This is a genomic window from Enterococcus sp. 22-H-5-01, assembly GCF_050310005.1.
In the GTDB taxonomy this organism is placed as follows: Bacteria; Bacillota; Bacilli; order Lactobacillales; family Enterococcaceae; genus Enterococcus_A; species Enterococcus_A hailinensis.
The window spans coordinates 2022526-2039125 of record NZ_CP189993.1 but is presented as its reverse complement, the minus strand read 5'-3'; the positions used below and the strand labels follow the sequence as shown (position 1 = coordinate 2039125).

Sequence of the window (16600 nt, the reverse complement as noted above, 5' to 3'; positions counted from 1 at the left end):
AGCCTAACCGCTGATTCGTGTTCGAACTTTTTGACACAAGAAGTAGCCGATCATACAGCCAAGGAAATTCGTGATGATATCCCAAATATCAAATGTTCCGATATAAAAGACGTATTGGATCGTTTCGATTCCTAAGATCGTTACCAATGCGATCACAACAGCTTCGATTTTGCTCGCACGAAAACCGTATAAAAAGCCCAACGGAATAAAATAGCCCGTATTCAAAATCAATTCAATGACCTGCTGCTTATTGTTAAGATACAATTCAAATGGATTCAAATTAAAGGAATGATACAATCGGGCTTTGGTAAACAACATGATGAACAATAATAAAATATAACAGCTGTAAAACAAGTACAGATAAACATTCCACATCTTACGCTGTTCCCATTGCCAGTAAAACAACCACAAACTCAAAAAGATGAACAGCCATAAAGCCTCATCCGTATATTCAAAACGCTGGGCCACCCGATACAAACGGGGATAATTTGCTAAAGTCGGCGTAACCAAGTAATAGACCATCCCATAACTTGCGACCAACGAAACGATGCCGGCGATGATTTTTTTCATACCAATCTCCCCCTTTTTATCCATTATACGAAACGAACCTTATCCCTGCATTAAAAAGCCCAAGTTCCCAAGAAAAGCTTAACGAACAGTTGAATAAATGACCCATCTTTCTTACTGTCATTTATTTAAAAGGATTTTTGACATAAAAAAGTCTCAAGGAAAGCAATCACTGATTGATTTCCTTGAGACTTGTAAGTAAGGCTCTAGATGCTTACTCACTAATTTTTTTTAATCGGTAACAAACCCAAACAATACCACACAGTACCAACCCTAACCAAATAAAATGAGTGTTGAAGCTATCATTTGTCTGAAGTAATTTTCCTGTGTATACTTCTTGTTCCGTCATCAGCTTTTCCTTTGGTATTTGTTCCTTAGGCTGCGATGATGGGGGTGTTTCGATCTGTTGGTTCAAAATACCTGTCACATCTACTTCTTGTTCCAAATGACTTCCTCCTTTTGATAAGAGGGCTGATTTGAATTACATTCTTACCAAGCAGTTGGTTTGAACGTTAATCCTAAGTTATAGTTTTCTGTGATTTGCGAAGTTACATCAGCGGCAGTGAATGTCCCTGAATAATTGAAAGTTAAATCTGTTGCGTTCCCTACAGTGCCACCTGAAGTTAATCGTCCGTCAACATTTGCAAGTTCACCTAAACTAGTTGCTGTAGCGATCCCTGCTGTCCCGCTAGTAATCACTGGAACAGAAGCGCTATTCAATGATGATGTTAGATTAACATTCAAACTATTGACTTTAGAAATATCTCCTCCTGTTACTGTTGAAGCAAAGCTTGATGCAGTAACTGTTACTGGACGTCCAGAATTATTTTTGATTGTATAAGTAGGTGATTTTACAGTTCCCGTTCCAGGCATACTGTAGAATAATGTTTTACTGGGTACTGTTACATTGACCCAATCAGTATTTCCTTCATCGATTCCGCCATCGGGATCTGTATTATCTGCTCCTAAAGTACCATTGACTGGAATAGATGTTCCAGCTTCTCCATTGACTATTTTCGTTCCATCACCATTATCTGTTTCCGCTGCTGAGACACTTAGCGCTAATCCAAATGTTCCTAAAATTAATGCGACACTTGTTATCCACTTTTTCATAGCATTCTCTCCTTCATTATTGCATTATTTATTTTATTCAACCACTAAGGTTAGAATCGAGTTAACTTGCCCTTGTTTCTTTTTCGTATCAGGATTATAAATATTGAACGTTGCCGTAGCATCGTATGTTCCTGGACTCAACGTTTTACTCAACGTTGCTTCAGTAATTTCTTCTCCTGGGTTTATCGCTCCAGATTCATATACCTTGTCCCCATTCCCATTAAGATTCACGACTACATTAACAGGTTGTTTATTGTTAGGAGGATTCTGAATCGCTAAATTCCCTTTCATCGTATCTTTAGAAAACGTAGCTTTTGAAACGATTTTCATATTGAACTCACTTTTATCGACGGCTTGTTGGGCATAATTAGCAACTTCTTTCTCCGTCATTTTTGAAGCATCTTTTCCATCTGGCAAAAAGTCACCAGCGACGACTGTTGCTGGGGTTGTGTTTGACTTGAAATAGTCATAAACAAAATACCCACCAATACAAATCAATAAAAATAGTAATAAAAGAAGAAGCTTTTTTTTCTTTTTCTTTTTCTTTTTTTCTTCTTCAACCATGTAAACACTCCTTTTATGAACTATTTTGAATAGTAAAATCTAATAGATAATTCACGTTTTTTATATGATTGAAATGACCAGCATATGCACCAGTTAAGCTGAGTGCGGCGCTACTGTCTGTTTCAAAATAAGGTTGTAGAATTAAAGTACCCGTCGGATTCGCTAAAGACCAAATCGTATTACTATTACTAAGCTTCGCAAGTACATTCAATGTTAATAAATTTTCACTGCCAACCGAGAAAGAATCCACTAATTGGATACTTTCGTCAGAACCATCCCCAGTAGTAACACGAGTCAAACTGATTGCAGTAGGGGTATTACTATAACTAACTATTCTATAATCGGTCGCATCATTTAGGATTTTTGACCCAGGACTTGTAAAGCCTAAACTGTTAGAAAATACAGTTGCCGTATGCTTAGGAACATCCACTTGGGTCTCGTACCACGGTGTCGAAGCTATATTTGAGCCAGAAGTAGCTGTTACTCGTCCATAAACATAATAGTTCATCGCTAATAGATCATTGATCGTCCCAACACCGCCACTTCCACTAGCAGCAACAGTTTTTACACCACTAGGTTTTGTGCTGCTCTTAAAATCGGTCGTCAAACCACTTTGATCCAAGATGTTATTGGCAGAATTATAATATCGTTTTTTTGACACCAGGTATTCTGTTTGATAGACCCACCCACTCGGCAAACTACTAGAAAATCCACTCACAGAAGCTGTTATCTGACTCTTCTTATCACCGACATTACTACTTCCACTCACCCCGCTGATCGACATAGCAGGTTGATAAGAAATGATATTTTGATTCGTTAAAGATGCTGTAAGTGAATTTGGCGGAGTCACGATCGATGAACTATTTGTATTACTTGTTGATGTTGACAATACTTGATAGACATTCGTCCCTGCATTCGTGAATTTTAATGTACCACTGCTAAAAGCTTGATTAGCGAAATTACTTCCCGTTTTAGCAAAATTAACTGTACCTGAGTCGGTTGCATTCACATTGAAAGTACCTAAATCCAGTGGTTTTATTCCAGTGGTTATATCAGCAGAACCACCACTAGCTACATTCATCGTAGTTGTTCTTGAACTGTTATCATTAATTTGATTAATACTCCCAGTTCTTGATGCATACGATTTTCTAATTGCTAATTTAGCATTTTCTCCAATATTAAAAATATTATTATTAGTTCCATAAAATACATAGGGCTTACCTGATGTCATATCAAATGTAGCATTATCACCTAGATTGATAGTCATTGAAGAGCTAGGCCAAAAATCAGCCCATGCATCTCCACTATTATTTTTAACAGTCGTCGTACTATTTGCAGCAAAATTAATGGTAGAATATCCTTCAACAAATTCCCCACCATAAGAACCGGAGGCATCTACTGATTGGTTAAACGTATTTACGCCACTAAAATTTAAGGTATTATTGCTTTTACCTTTGTCAGCGTAGAAAGGCTGTGCGCCATTCGTAATATTGTAAGTTACATTCTCGATATTCACTGAAACATTTGAAGCCCCAGTGCTTATAATGCCGTAATACGTATTGTTAGGATAAGTAGAATTCCCATAATTCATATTTTTGATCGTTGCAGATACTCCCCCAGTATTCACTTGAAGCAGAGAACTAGTCCCATAACTAGCTGAGGTATATAAAAGCGAGTGGTTATCGCCATCAATCACTGTATTTTTGCTAATAATAAAAGCATCAGAACTTGTATAAGTAATATCCGTTAAAAACTTTATAGTTAGTGGATCATTTTTGGTGATATTTCCTGTTGCATCACTAGTTGGTTTCGCCTGATTGATCGCTGCTTTCAATTCAGCTGAAGTAGAAACTAAGTAAGGATAAGTTGTTGTACCATTTTGAAATACATCCGCTGCTATATTTATTGTATTTTCAGTGCCAACTTCTTCTGCAGAGTTATCCGAGGTACTTATTGAGGTGCTATCTGTGCTACTGGAAGAGTCTGTGGTTGCCTCTTCTAGTACTTTACTATCACTAGATAATGAAGGAGCTTCACTAGTAGAATCTTCTGAACTATTTTCCCCAGAAGACAATGCACTATCCGAACTAACTACTGTACTCGATTCAGAAGCATACATCGGTGGAGGAAGAACAAAACAATAAACAATAATAAAGGGTAATAAAATTTTTTTTATCATTTACTTTGATACACCTCCAGCACTATTTTCTTTAGTAGTTTTCAGTCGTTATTAAATTTCAAAAAATATAAATATGACCAGTTATTTTAAAAGAAATGAAATTTAGATAGCAGCAAGATTATAATAACCTAATTTTAGCACGTTTTATTCATATTCTCAATTATTTCATCGCTTAAATAACTAAAATAACGCAATTGTAATTTCATAGACGTTATAATCAACTGTTAAAAGTCGTTATAAGTTTTTTTTTCACAATTCAAAAAAATTAATTTTCAATTACTAATCGTTTATTATTAATCCTAATATCACACTATTTTCGGTAAATATAATTAAATCAATACTATATTGTGAGCTAATTATTTAAAAAATAAAAAACAAAGGATTTTTTCATTAGTTAATAAAATAGGGCTATTTTAATTGTCGACATTCAGTTAATATATTCTTTTAGATATTTGCATAATAACTTTGCTATCAAAATCGCTAGACCCCGCATCTCTACGTTCTTCTCCTAGCAATCTCCTATAAAATAAGCAAGATTGTCCTTCGCTCTTTTCCTGAAAAGCGAGTATCTTAAAGCTATCAAAGACAGGAGGGATCGACCATGCTTGCTATCCATACCCCAACTCATAACAAGATCACGACCAAATTAGTCGCGATTTTCTTAGATAGCACCGGCAAAAAACATCAATGGACCTATGCGGATGTCGATCCCAGTCTGTCGCCTGCTCAGCTGCGGACTTACTGTGAACAGATCGCCCAATTAGACCTATTTGAAAAAGATGGCATCCTATTATTTACCAAACTTGTCCGGGCCAAACTCGTGACGACGATCGAGACTCCGATCTTTGAGCTGAAAGATACACCTGATCAAAAATTTCCAGCCGACTCCTCGCCAATTAACTCACTATCCACTGCGGATATTCAAATAAATGACTCACCCATTAGATCCTTGATCGAAAGAATGTTGACCACGATAAATAGGATCACTAAAAGACGAAAATACAGACTACCTGCTTCAGGATTTACGAAAAAAAAAGCCAGCGGCAATCGCGCTGACTTTGATGATCTTATTTAATTTTGACTAAAACAAAATTCTCTGCGTTTCGCCTATTCCCAAGCAATCGGACGATTATCCGTCTCATGCACGATCTCGCGAAAGTCAGCGAAGCCCGCTTCCAGCCCACGAATCAAGATCTCTGCTGTTCCAATATTGGTCGCTAAAGGAATCTCGTAAACATCTGACAAACGGATCAAAGCCGTCACATCTGGCTCATGAGATTGGGCTGCTAGTGGATCCCGCAAAAAGATCACCATATCCAGCTCATCCTCGGAGATCATCGCGCCGATTTGTTGGTCGCCACCTAGAGGACCTGATTTGAAGCGATGAACCGGCAATCCAGTTGCTTCTTGGATGCGGCTACCCGTCGTACCCGTAGCGAACAATTGGTGCTTTTCTAAAATATTTTTATACGCAAGCGTCATTTTGACCATCAAGTCTTTCTTACGGTCATGAGCAATCAATGCAATTTTCACGAAAAATCCCTTCTCTCTTCTTGATTAAGAATAACTGATAATAATCATTGAAGACAAGTGATTCGACGATATCCTATAAAGTTTTCGCTAGTTCTTTCAGATATCTACGCAAATCACTGCCGATTTCAGGGTGTTTCAAGCCTAATTCAACATTCGCTTGGACCATGCCCAGTTTATCACCAACATCATAGCGCTTCCCTGTAAATTGGTGAGCAAACACGCGCTGCGTCTTGTTCAGCGTATCGATCGCATCCGTTAACTGGATCTCATTGCCGGCACCTGGTTGTTGATTTTCCAAAATTTCGAAGATCTCTGGGCGTAATAAGTAACGACCGATGATCGCCAAATCACTTGGCGCTTCTTCTGGTTTTGGTTTTTCCACAAAGTTTTTCACATTGTACAAGCCTTTACCTAGTTGTGACTCAGGCGCAACGATCCCATATTTCGACGTCTCCTCATGTGGCACTTGCATCACAGCGATCGTCGAAGAATTCGTCTTCTCATAGTTATTCATCAATTGCTTTGTTAGCGGTACTTGATCGAACATAATATCATCGCCCAACATCACGACAAACGGTTCATTTCCGACAAACGACTTCGCCTGTAATACCGCATGGCCTAAGCCCAATGGACGACTTTGACGGATGAAATGTAAGTTGATGTCCGTCGTTTCTTCCACTAACTTCAACAATTCATGCTTGCCTTTTGCGGCTAAGGTTTGCTCCAACTCAAGATTCGCATCAAAATGATCCTCGATCGGACGCTTAGCCTTACCCGTCACGACCAAAATATCTTCGATCCCAGAAGCCTTCGCTTCCTCTACAATAAACTGAAACGTTGGTTTATCAACGATCGGCAGCATCTCTTTGGCAACAGCCTTAGTTGCCGGTAAGAAACGGGTACCCAACCCAGCCGCCGGAATGATTGCTTTACGAACTTTTTGCATAGAAAATCCTCCAATAAACTATTAGTTAATCGCGTTTGAAGATATCACGTGTTTAAAACTTCAAAAAATATTATATACTCAATTAATTAGTTTTCGTTTTTTACCTTTCCCAAGAAAAAATGGAAAATACTTATTTATGATAATAGCAGCTACAGATGAAACAATCGTAACTAAAATCAAAATTAGCAATGCCGGAAACATTTCATGACGTACCACTTCATTTTCTTGACGTAATAATTTAGCAATAACTACAATAACAATCCGCTTAATTGGGTCATGGACAGCCATTATTACTAAAGAATTTATTCCTAAAAAAGATAAAACTGGTAAATTTATTCTGTTTAGAATTAATGCTAGACTAAATATCAATACTATTCCTGCAGCAGCTCCTAGAATGAACAGTAGCAGATTACCATAAGAATTATTCATCATATTGACTGCATCATGATTAAAATAATGCGCAATCCATATTCCAAATAAACCACTGAGAAAACCTATAAGTAAGTATATATTTTTAGTATTCTCTAATTCTTTCAAGTCACCAATTTTATATTTACGAATTATATATCCTGCGGTCATACATAATTGCCCACCGCTAAAGGCAATTGATAATTCAAAGATTTTAGGTTCATTTATTTGAGAAATAAGCAAAAATACAAAAATGGAAGTCAATCCCATGATAAAGCCATGGTTATTAGTGATTTTAACCAAAAAAAATACAAAAAAATATGAAAATAAGATTGCTACAAGAAACCATAGAACAACATTATAAATAAAGCTTGCTCCAACATATGGTATAAATATATTTAATAAAGCCTTCATTACTGGGATTGATTGATCTCGTAAATGTCTTTCAATCATTGCCCACCAAATAAATGATATTATACTAAACACCAAATACGGAACAAGTATTCCCTTAATTTTACTAGATAAAAATTGAATGGCATCCTTAGTTTCTAAATTTGACAATAATAAACCTGAAATAAAGAAAAATAAAGGCATATGAAATATATATATATAGTCAGAACCATACCCAATATGACCTAAAATAACTAATAAAATACCTAACCCTTTTACATAATCAATGTATCTTATCCTATTCCTAATGATGTTAATTCTCCTTCCGAGTAGCTTCAATATCAAATTCATCCGCTTCTATTACAATAAACCGAAACGTTGGTTTATTAACAATCGGTGGCATCTCCTTGGCAACAGCCTTCGTACCGGTAAGAAACGGGTACCCAACCCAACCGCCGGAATAATCACTTTACGAACTTTTTGCATAGAAACTCCTACAATAAACTATTAGTTAATCGCGTTTGAAAATATCACGTGTATAGACTTTTTCTTGAAGTTCAGGTTCAAAACGATTACATCTGAAACTAATTTAAATTCTTCGAAATCCTTGATTACTCTTGAATGGAAAAATTCTTCACCATCTAAGGTAACTATTTCGATTCCCTTCGTTTTACACAATAAAATTAAATAAATCACACTATGGTTAATCGCTTAAGTATCGCACGCTCAATTCTATTATATTTCCCATGCAACTTACTAGGAACTCGTCTGCCTAAGCCTTCTTCACGAGTATATTTACAAGGATTACAATATCCACAAGGTTTACGTGAACGAGTAGGATTGAAGCAAAACCAAGTCATTTCCATAATATGATCAAAATTATTATTTTTAGCAATTTCTCCCATTTCAATCTTGGTTAGATCTAATAATGGAAAATGATAATATTTAAAAATACCGTAATCACTATTATACATATCTTTATCTAATGCATAATAAAAATCTTTTTCTTCATTTATAGGTTTAATATAATTTCTAACAAAGTACTCTGCATTATCATCCTTATGGATACTTAATTCTAAGTTGTTAATATTATTTTCCTCAGAAAATCGAGCGAGCCAATCGTATTGACTACCCATAAATGATTTTTTTGTAAGATTATTAAATTTATTTGTAATTTCGTTATTTTCACTAATTTCTTCGATTCGAATTAAAACGGGTTCTGCTATTAAACCTTCAGTATATGGAAAATCTCTATAAATATTTTTCTTAATCTTTTTCATGGTTTCTAATTCAACACTATTTGATGATCTATTTGAATCGATAATATAAAATGGTTGTACTGAAATCTTTTTTATAATAACTAAATCACAAATTCTGAATGTTGAATCCCAACCACCGGTCCATAAAATATTTTTCATTTTTTCTCCTTACCATTAATCAATAATTTAATTTTATCCATTTAATATGCATGTGTGACAATATCATAAGAAAATAATCAAACTTAATTCAAATAGATCACTAGTGTATATAGAAAGGAAAATGTTAAGTTTGCAAGAGTGCTTGCTAAAAACATAATTCTTTCTGTATGGTACACATTTTAATTTATCATTACTAAAATAGATACAGCGATTCATACCTCTCAATTTACTAACTTCTACTTTATAAATTTTGTTTTGATAAGCCTAAATGCCTTCTTCATAATATCAATAATAATACTAAGGTTAGGATTCTTTCGGATGGTAATCCCTTAAATCGATACTGTTAAATAGTAACTTTTGTTTTCTTCATGATAAATGAATTTGGCAAATCATTGAATGGTTTATTTGCTAGCGTACATAGTAGTTCAGTTATTTTAATTTTCCCAACTATTTTATTAATGTTCGACCAAATAAAGCTTTAATCAGAATCAAAATATATTCTATGATGTTTACTATGCCCACTTTATTTTCTATAGAGTTTTCTGACCTATCTATGTTCCATTCCCATTTAATAATTTATATTAATGAAATTTTTCCAGACACCGCAAAAAACTAAATTCGCCACCTAATTTCAAAAATGATTCACAAATAATCCTAGAAATATCCGCTGAATAATGTGGTTCTGTTGAAATCAAACCATAATCAATATTCATCCAATTGTCTATTTTTATCGATACTGTTTTTATTATTAAATTAGCTTTTTTTGAGTCCCTTTAATATCTTAATTAACGGATTTACTTTTAGAAGAGTGACTAATACAAAATAAGTTACTAATCCAAGGATAGATTGAATTATTGTTGTTCCAGGCGTAGCACTCATTTTATTAGTTGCAAGTTTAATTACAGTTAACATGACAATGCTTGCGAACAAAATTTTTGTAACAAATTTTAAATCATATCTAAATGATGTTTCTTGATACAACTTAATCAATCGATATCCTGTTACTAATAACTGTGATGCCAAAGTCGCCACTACTGAACCATATATTCCAAATAGAGGAATTAATATCAGATTTAAAGTAAAACCAGAGATTGCACCGCAAATTAATGAGATATTTAATTCTTTAATTTTCCCTCTTGGGATTAGATACTGTCGATTTATTGCTGTTCCTAACGGAATAATCATAATTAACGGAGCTAGAAGAGGCGTTATTACTTTTACAAACTCAAATTTTTCTCCAAAAAACCAAGAAACAATTTTTTCATTGGTAGCAATAATACCGAACATTGCAGGAATCGTAACGAAGAGATTAAGATATAAAGAAGTCTCCATTAATCGAATCATCTCTTTCTCTTCTCCCTTTTCATTGAGATTAGTTAACTGGGGCAACATCACCGTATCCAGTGTTCCAATAATAGCAATAAAAATTGTTGAAAGTTTTTGCGCATTTGTATAATAACCTACTAGTGTGGTAGAGCCTAAAACACCTAAAAGGGTAGTATTCATTGTAGTGTAGAATTGCACAGCAATTTTTCCAATAAAATAATTAAGAGCAGGAAATAGATGCATAAAAGCACTTTTTATATTAACTCTTACAAAGGTTATTCTATTTTTAATAAATCCCCATAAAATAACTTGTGAGAGTAATGTACTCGATGATTGTATATAAAAGTATTTTGACAAATCGTTTGATTCTTTTATAAACAAAAGAATCAAAATGAAAGTAAATAATTTGATAATTGTATTGGCTATGGCTATTTTTTTAAAATCTTCAGTTCCTGTGTAAAACCAAGTAATATCCAAAAATGTTCCTATTATCACTAGTGACTGTATATTATAAAATTCAGAATATCTCATAAAACGTGTAGCAAAAAAGAAAATTATTAAAACTATTGAAGCGATAATCATATTAAAAACTTGAATTTCCCAAAATCGTTTAGATAAATCATAAAAATTGTCCCTTACTCGTGCAATTTCTCTTGCAGCATACACTGCCAAGCCTAATCCCGCCACCATAACAAAGTAAGATGTAATAGAATTAACATAGCTATATATTCCCAATTCTTTTGGACCTAAAGCTCTGGACACTACGGGTACAGTAATAATTGGCATGATGATAATAAGAACTTGGTATAAAGACTGGTAAATAAAATTAGACGCTATTTTTTTCAATTTATTAACTCCTATTTCAATCATATACTTTTTTACATTTTTTTACTTAAGTCAAAAAGTATTTCATCAGTATATTCACCAAATATCGGACCATTATCTATTTGACCTAATTTAATTCCAGGACCACCTAAATTTACTTCAATTAAAATCGGTTTATTTTGCTCATCAATAGCAATATCCCAAGCAATAAAACGCATTTGTGAAAATTGCTGATGGTTATTTTTAATTAATTTGAGGGTTTCCTTAAATGAAGGGATTTTTATATTCGCAAATTTTTCTTTTACTTCGTCTGATGTGAAGAATTTTCCAAAAACATCACAAGCAATTTTTTTAGTTGTTCCTTCTTTATCAATTCCAACATGTAATCCCCCGGAACTTGCGTTATCAAGCCTAGAACCTTTACGTCCAAATCTCAGTGAAGATGACAATATGATCACTTCTCCATCCTGTTTTAAATAACTAAATATTCTTAAAGTATTTATGGAAGATGGATTAATATTATTTAAAGATGCATGTTGCTTTAATGGCTCTTGAACAATAAAGTTACTCCCAAATCTTCCCTCTAAAGAATCAACTGATATCTCATTTATATTAGTTAAAAACTCTACATCTTTTCCTCCAGATTTTCCATCCAATGCTTTCTTCACTACAATTTCTGGATAATTCATCAACTTTTTATACATATTATCCTGAGTCACGAGTTTATTCTTGATATAGTAAAAACCATTTATACACTTTACTATTGTCTTAGGCTGATCAAAATTTGGAAAAAAAACTTCACATACATTTTTATCACCGTATGCAGAAACTAAATTACGATTATTTAATAATGGTAAAATTTCTAAAAAAAATAAGCTTTCTGGTAAAAAATGGACATCCTCTATGCCCGTGACATTTTTATAAAATTTGAAAGTATTTAAATCTTTTTTAATAGGAATTTTAAATTGTTTATAATAACTTTGTATTTCTTTTTTAAATTCATTGGATAACGGTTCAACATTTTTTTTAATACTAACCACTTCTATCCAATGATTGACATCCTTCCTTAATTTATGTTTCGCCCTTATTTTTTTTAAATTATTTAATATTTTCTGCATATTTGTCATTCCTTAATAATAGTTATTTGAGAACTATAAGCCCTAAAGTAGTAATAGATTTAATAACTTGAGGATATTTTCCCTTAACTAATTCCGCTTAATTCTAGCTGTTCTCCAAGTTTTGAATCTAACTTTTCCTCATCTCTCAAGATACTTAAAAATCCATTTGCAGGTGTAAATGTCAACTCAGTAATCTTTGGAGCTCCATTAACATCATTAAAATCCACTCTAACTACTGGAAAATCTTTTCCAATTATTTTAGACACATGTATCAAATCTTCCCAATAAGTTGGAATTGAAATATTTTTTTTATAATCTCCATCATCTGAACGAATCAAATTTAAATTAATGTCAAAAAATAATCGATAATGTTTTTTGTGTCCAGTTATCACATCATTGTCTTCACTTTTTTCCCCATTTTGACTTATTGTCCAATCCCACTTAATAACTTGGATAAACGCAACTTCTCCTGACACCATAAAAAATCTGTATTCATCACCTAAATCTAAGAATGGTTCACAAATAATCTGAGGTATAGCTGCTGAATAATGGTGCTCTGTGCTCAAAGCTCCAAAGTCTGTATTCATCCACTTATTTAATAAATCTTTTGTCTTTACAACGTCTAACTTATTTTTATTTTTAACGATCAAGTTCATCCCACTTGCATTCGTCTTTTTTAATACAAACTGATCAGGTAATTCTTGCAAGCATAATTTATTGATATCATCGATAATCTTTATGTAAGGCACACTGTACTTGCTTAAATTATTTTCCGCTAAATACTCATGTAGCGTAAATTTATCTGCCGCTAATATAACTTTTTCATTTTTAGGATATACAAATAATTTTAAATATTGAATTTTTTCAGATAGCTTTACAGGGTGTTCTAAGTTTAATGAGTATTTATAAAATCTCTTATACACAATCCTTGTATAAAGAATTGGATATTTTTGAATAAATTTAATTTTACTTTCTTTGTATAATGGAAATAATAGACTAGATTTCAGTATTTTTTTTATTTTCAAAACAATCATTAATCCCTTCCAAATATATCTCTTGTGTAGACTTTTTCTTCGACTTCTTGAAGTTCTGGTTCAAAACGATTAGTGACGATCACATCTGAAACTAATTTGAATTCTTCGAAATCTTTGATTACTCTTGAATGGAAGAATTCTTCCTCGTCTAAGGTTGGTTCGAAGACAACGACTTCGATTCCTTTTGCTTTCAAGCGTTTCATGATGCCTTGAATCGAAGAATAGCGGAAATTATCTGAATTAGCTTTCATCGTTAAACGATAGATACCGACAATTTTAGGATCTTTCGCTAAAATTTGTTCAGCAATAAAATCTTTCCGTGTCGTATTCGCATCAACGATTGCTTTAATGATGTTACTTGGCACATCTTGATAATTAGCACAAAGTTGCTTGGTATCCTTAGGTAAGCAATAGCCGCCATAGCCAAATGATGGATTATTGTAATGGTCACCGATACGCGGATCCAAGCCAACGCCTTCAATGATTTGCTTGCTATTCAAGCCATGCGATTCCGCATACGTATCTAATTCGTTGAAGTATGCCACACGTAACGCTAAATACGTATTTGAAAATAACTTGATTGCTTCTGCTTCAGTAGAATGCGTTAACAAAATTTGAGCATCTTTATCTAAAGCATTTGCTAAAAACATATCCGCAATCTCTTGTCCACGTTCTGAACATTCACCCACGATAATTCTTGATGGGTGTAAATTGTCATACAAAGCCCGACCTTCTCGTAAAAATTCAGGTGAAAAGATAATATTCTCTGTACCATATTTCTCTCTTAATTCATCTGTATATCCTACCGGAACAGTTGATTTGATGATGAATGTTGCATCTGGTCGAATAGCCAATGCTTTTTCGATCACATCTTCTACAGTAGAAGTGTTGAAGTAATTTTTCTTTTCATCATAATCTGTTGGTGTTGCAATAATCAAATAATCACCGAATTTAACTGCAGATTCAAAATCTTGGGTAAATTCAACATTCAAATCATCGCGTTCCATAAATTCATGGATTTCTTTATCTTCCAATGGAGATTTTTTATTATTAAGCATTTCAATTTTCTCAGAAACAATATCATACGCTTTTACTTGTTCTTTTTGTGCTAATAACAAAGTGTTGGCTAAACCAACATAACCTAAACCAAAAACTGATACTTTCATTACTAATACCCAAAATTAAATTGACTTCAATGTTATAATCAATTTTATTCCTTTCAAACTAAAGTTTTTAATCAGTTCACAACTACATTATTGAAACTTTGCTTTTAAATAGTCGTTCATTCCAGTCACGATATCAAATTTAGGATTAAATCCTATTTTTCCTAATTTTGTGATATCGGCTAATGATTCCTTAATATCGCCAGCTCTACTTTCTTCATAGATAATTGGAAGATTGATTTTTAAAATAGAACTTACAGTATCAATTAAACAGTTTAAAGTTGTTCCAGTACCCGTTCCTACATTATATTGAGTTCCTAAACTATTATCTGAAGTAGCTACAATTATTAATGCATCTAAAACATCTTCAATATAAACAAAATCTCTAGATTGTTCTCCATCACCGTATATTGTAAAGTGAGCAATTTTACCTTCTTTAATTTTTTTAAAATTATCTACTATAATTGATATCACACCACTATATGGAGAACTAGAATTCTGATTTGGTCCATAAACATTGAAAAAACGAACCGCACTAGTGGGAATACCATATAAAGAGTAATAATCTAAAACGTATTGTTCTGCCGAAAACTTATCAATTGCATAAGGAGTCAAAGGACGGATAACAGATTCCTCTTTTTTGGGTAGTGTTTCTTCATCTCCATAAACAGCAGCCGAAGATGAAAATACTAACCTTTTCAAATTTTTTTGATACTCTCGGCATAATTCTAAAAGCATCAATACACTATCAAAGTTTACTTTATGCGTATCTAATGGACGCTCAACCGAATCTGCGACACTAGCAATGGCAGCTAAATGAAAAATATATTCAAAATTATTTTCTTTGATTAGTTTAGTCATTAAATTTTTATCTGTAACAGAACCTTGTACAAAATAAATATTTTTGCTCTTGTTTAAATTATTTACGTTTCCCATTGAAAGATCATCGATAATATAGACAATATAGTTTTGCAATAATCTATTAGCTAACGAAGAGCCTACAAATCCCACTCCACCAGTAATTAGTACTTTTTTCATTATATCCGCCTTCCGAATTAACTTTTATTATTTTAATTAAAAACATTTCATCCAATTAATTCTATGCATAATTTTAAGAAACTTAATAAGCACTCTTTATCTATTTCTTTAAAAGAAATATTAGCAAAAAATAATTTTAAAATTAATTTTAAATTATTTTTTTTACTAATAGATTTATCTACGTAACCTTTCAAAACAATATTTATAAAAAAACAGTTATAACTTTTTTTATCAAAATATTGTTTCCTGTTTTTTAACCACTTTTCAAAATATGGTCCTCTTCTACCTTGTGATACTTTCTCTGGACCATCAGAATAGTAATAGGATAAAGGAGTTCTTACTTGTATAATATCAAATTTATTTTCATATCGAGCTTTCAGTTCCCAATCCCAATCTTGTAGCTGTGGCAAGCCTTCTGTAAACATGCAAGAATTAAATAACTCTTTATGTGCAAAAACTGTAGATGTTTGTATAAAACCTTGTTTTCTACCATTATGGGTATAAAATAAATACTCACATAAATCAATGTCATTATTCCAATTTTTTCGAGGTAAAATTTGGTTTTTTTCAGGCATTAAAACAGATGTAAAACAGAACGTTTTCTTAGACTTTGATCCTAACTCTTTTAATGTCATTAGCTGCTTTTCTAGCTTATTATTTACCCATTCATCATCATCATCTAAGAGTGCTATCCATTCGCCAGTACTATTCTCAATGCCTATATTTCTAGCTCTAGAACCTCCAACTTTATTTCCTGTTTCTATGCATTTAATTTCACCTAAAAAATCTTTATTTTCTTTTTTTATTTTGTCAATAACTTTCTTGGTACACTGAGACAAACCATCTATAACTACTACTATTTCAATATTTTTATGTGTCTGCTTTAATACACTTCTAATCGATCTATTCAGAAAAATATCATTCCAATTATCTTTTCTATTAAAGGTCGGAATTACTACACTTATTGTATCCATCAAA

16 protein-coding genes and 2 pseudogenes are annotated in these 16600 nt (G+C 33.0%); 1 reads left to right on the top strand and 17 read right to left on the bottom strand.

What is annotated here, in order from left to right; genetic code table 11:
• Window positions 1–3: 3 nt before the first annotated feature.
• The 5 genes from ACQKTA_RS10345 to ACQKTA_RS10325 form a co-directional block, all read right to left on the bottom strand.
• On the bottom strand, window positions 4–570 hold the full coding sequence (locus ACQKTA_RS10345; protein WP_427813664.1) for a VanZ family protein: 567 nt from the start codon (window positions 568–570) through the stop codon (window positions 4–6).
• A 211-nt stretch (window positions 571–781) separates the two neighbouring features.
• Window positions 782–1012, bottom strand: a complete 231-nt coding sequence (locus tag ACQKTA_RS10340) for a hypothetical protein (protein WP_427813663.1) — start codon at window positions 1010–1012, stop codon at window positions 782–784.
• Window positions 1013–1056: 44 nt separating this feature from the next.
• Complete coding sequence (locus ACQKTA_RS10335) at window positions 1057–1680, bottom strand: hypothetical protein (RefSeq protein ID WP_427813662.1); 624 nt, start codon at window positions 1678–1680, stop codon at window positions 1057–1059.
• 33 nt (window positions 1681–1713) lie between these two features.
• Window positions 1714–2244, bottom strand: a complete 531-nt coding sequence (locus tag ACQKTA_RS10330) for a hypothetical protein (RefSeq protein WP_427813661.1) — start codon at window positions 2242–2244, stop codon at window positions 1714–1716.
• 13 nt (window positions 2245–2257) lie between these two features.
• Window positions 2258–4423, bottom strand: a complete 2166-nt coding sequence (locus ACQKTA_RS10325) for a hypothetical protein (RefSeq protein ID WP_427813660.1) — start codon at window positions 4421–4423, stop codon at window positions 2258–2260.
• A 601-nt stretch (window positions 4424–5024) separates the two neighbouring features.
• Here ACQKTA_RS10325 and ACQKTA_RS10320 point away from each other — a divergent pair.
• Window positions 5025–5498 carry a DUF2922 domain-containing protein gene (locus ACQKTA_RS10320; RefSeq protein WP_427813659.1) on the top strand — a complete coding sequence of 158 codons (474 nt, stop codon included), beginning with the start codon at window positions 5025–5027 and terminating at the stop codon, window positions 5496–5498.
• Between the two features lie 32 nt (window positions 5499–5530).
• Here ACQKTA_RS10320 and mgsA read toward each other — a convergent pair whose 3' ends face one another.
• The 12 genes and pseudogenes from mgsA to ACQKTA_RS10260 all read right to left on the bottom strand — a co-directional run bounded on the left by mgsA (window position 5531) and on the right by ACQKTA_RS10260 (window position 16596).
• A complete protein-coding gene (mgsA, locus tag ACQKTA_RS10315; protein ID WP_427813658.1) occupies window positions 5531–5956 on the bottom strand; it encodes a methylglyoxal synthase in 426 nt (141 codons plus the stop codon).
• Between the two features lie 73 nt (window positions 5957–6029).
• A complete protein-coding gene (galU, locus tag ACQKTA_RS10310) occupies window positions 6030–6902 on the bottom strand; it encodes a UTP--glucose-1-phosphate uridylyltransferase GalU (protein ID WP_427813657.1) in 873 nt (290 codons plus the stop codon).
• Window positions 6903–6980: 78 nt separating this feature from the next.
• Window positions 6981–8051, bottom strand: a complete 1071-nt coding sequence (locus ACQKTA_RS10305) for an acyltransferase family protein (RefSeq protein WP_427813656.1) — start codon at window positions 8049–8051, stop codon at window positions 6981–6983.
• Window positions 8035–8186, bottom strand: a pseudogene (locus ACQKTA_RS10300) (UTP--glucose-1-phosphate uridylyltransferase); the annotation flags it as partial. The pseudogene ACQKTA_RS10300 and the gene ACQKTA_RS10305, both read right to left, overlap by 17 nt.
• 25 nt (window positions 8187–8211) lie before the next feature.
• Window positions 8212–8372, bottom strand: a pseudogene (locus ACQKTA_RS10295) (UDP-glucose 6-dehydrogenase); the annotation flags it as partial.
• Between the two features lie 20 nt (window positions 8373–8392).
• The gene (locus tag ACQKTA_RS10290) at window positions 8393–9118 is read right to left on the bottom strand and encodes a 7-cyano-7-deazaguanine synthase (protein WP_427813655.1); all 726 of its coding nucleotides are present in this window, start codon (window positions 9116–9118) and stop codon (window positions 8393–8395) included.
• 753 nt (window positions 9119–9871) lie between these two features.
• Complete coding sequence (locus ACQKTA_RS10285; RefSeq protein ID WP_427813654.1) at window positions 9872–11314, bottom strand: flippase; 1443 nt, start codon at window positions 11312–11314, stop codon at window positions 9872–9874.
• Between the two features lie 8 nt (window positions 11315–11322).
• The gene (locus tag ACQKTA_RS10280; RefSeq protein ID WP_427813653.1) at window positions 11323–12387 is read right to left on the bottom strand and encodes a sugar-transfer associated ATP-grasp domain-containing protein; all 1065 of its coding nucleotides are present in this window, start codon (window positions 12385–12387) and stop codon (window positions 11323–11325) included.
• A gap of 83 nt (window positions 12388–12470) precedes the next feature.
• Window positions 12471–13421 carry an ATP-grasp fold amidoligase family protein gene (locus ACQKTA_RS10275; RefSeq protein ID WP_427813652.1) on the bottom strand — a complete coding sequence of 317 codons (951 nt, stop codon included), beginning with the start codon at window positions 13419–13421 and terminating at the stop codon, window positions 12471–12473.
• The gene (locus tag ACQKTA_RS10270; protein WP_427813651.1) at window positions 13421–14587 is read right to left on the bottom strand and encodes a nucleotide sugar dehydrogenase; all 1167 of its coding nucleotides are present in this window, start codon (window positions 14585–14587) and stop codon (window positions 13421–13423) included. The genes ACQKTA_RS10275 and ACQKTA_RS10270 overlap by 1 nt, the downstream gene beginning before the upstream one ends.
• Window positions 14588–14674: 87 nt before the next feature.
• Window positions 14675–15622 (bottom strand): NAD-dependent epimerase/dehydratase family protein, encoded by a 948-nt coding sequence (locus tag ACQKTA_RS10265; protein ID WP_427813650.1) that lies wholly within the window; start codon window positions 15620–15622, stop codon window positions 14675–14677.
• 47 nt (window positions 15623–15669) lie between these two features.
• Entirely contained in the window at window positions 15670–16596 is a 927-nt protein-coding gene (locus ACQKTA_RS10260; protein ID WP_427813649.1) for a glycosyltransferase family 2 protein, read from the bottom strand.
• Between the last annotated feature and the right edge of the window lie 4 nt (window positions 16597–16600).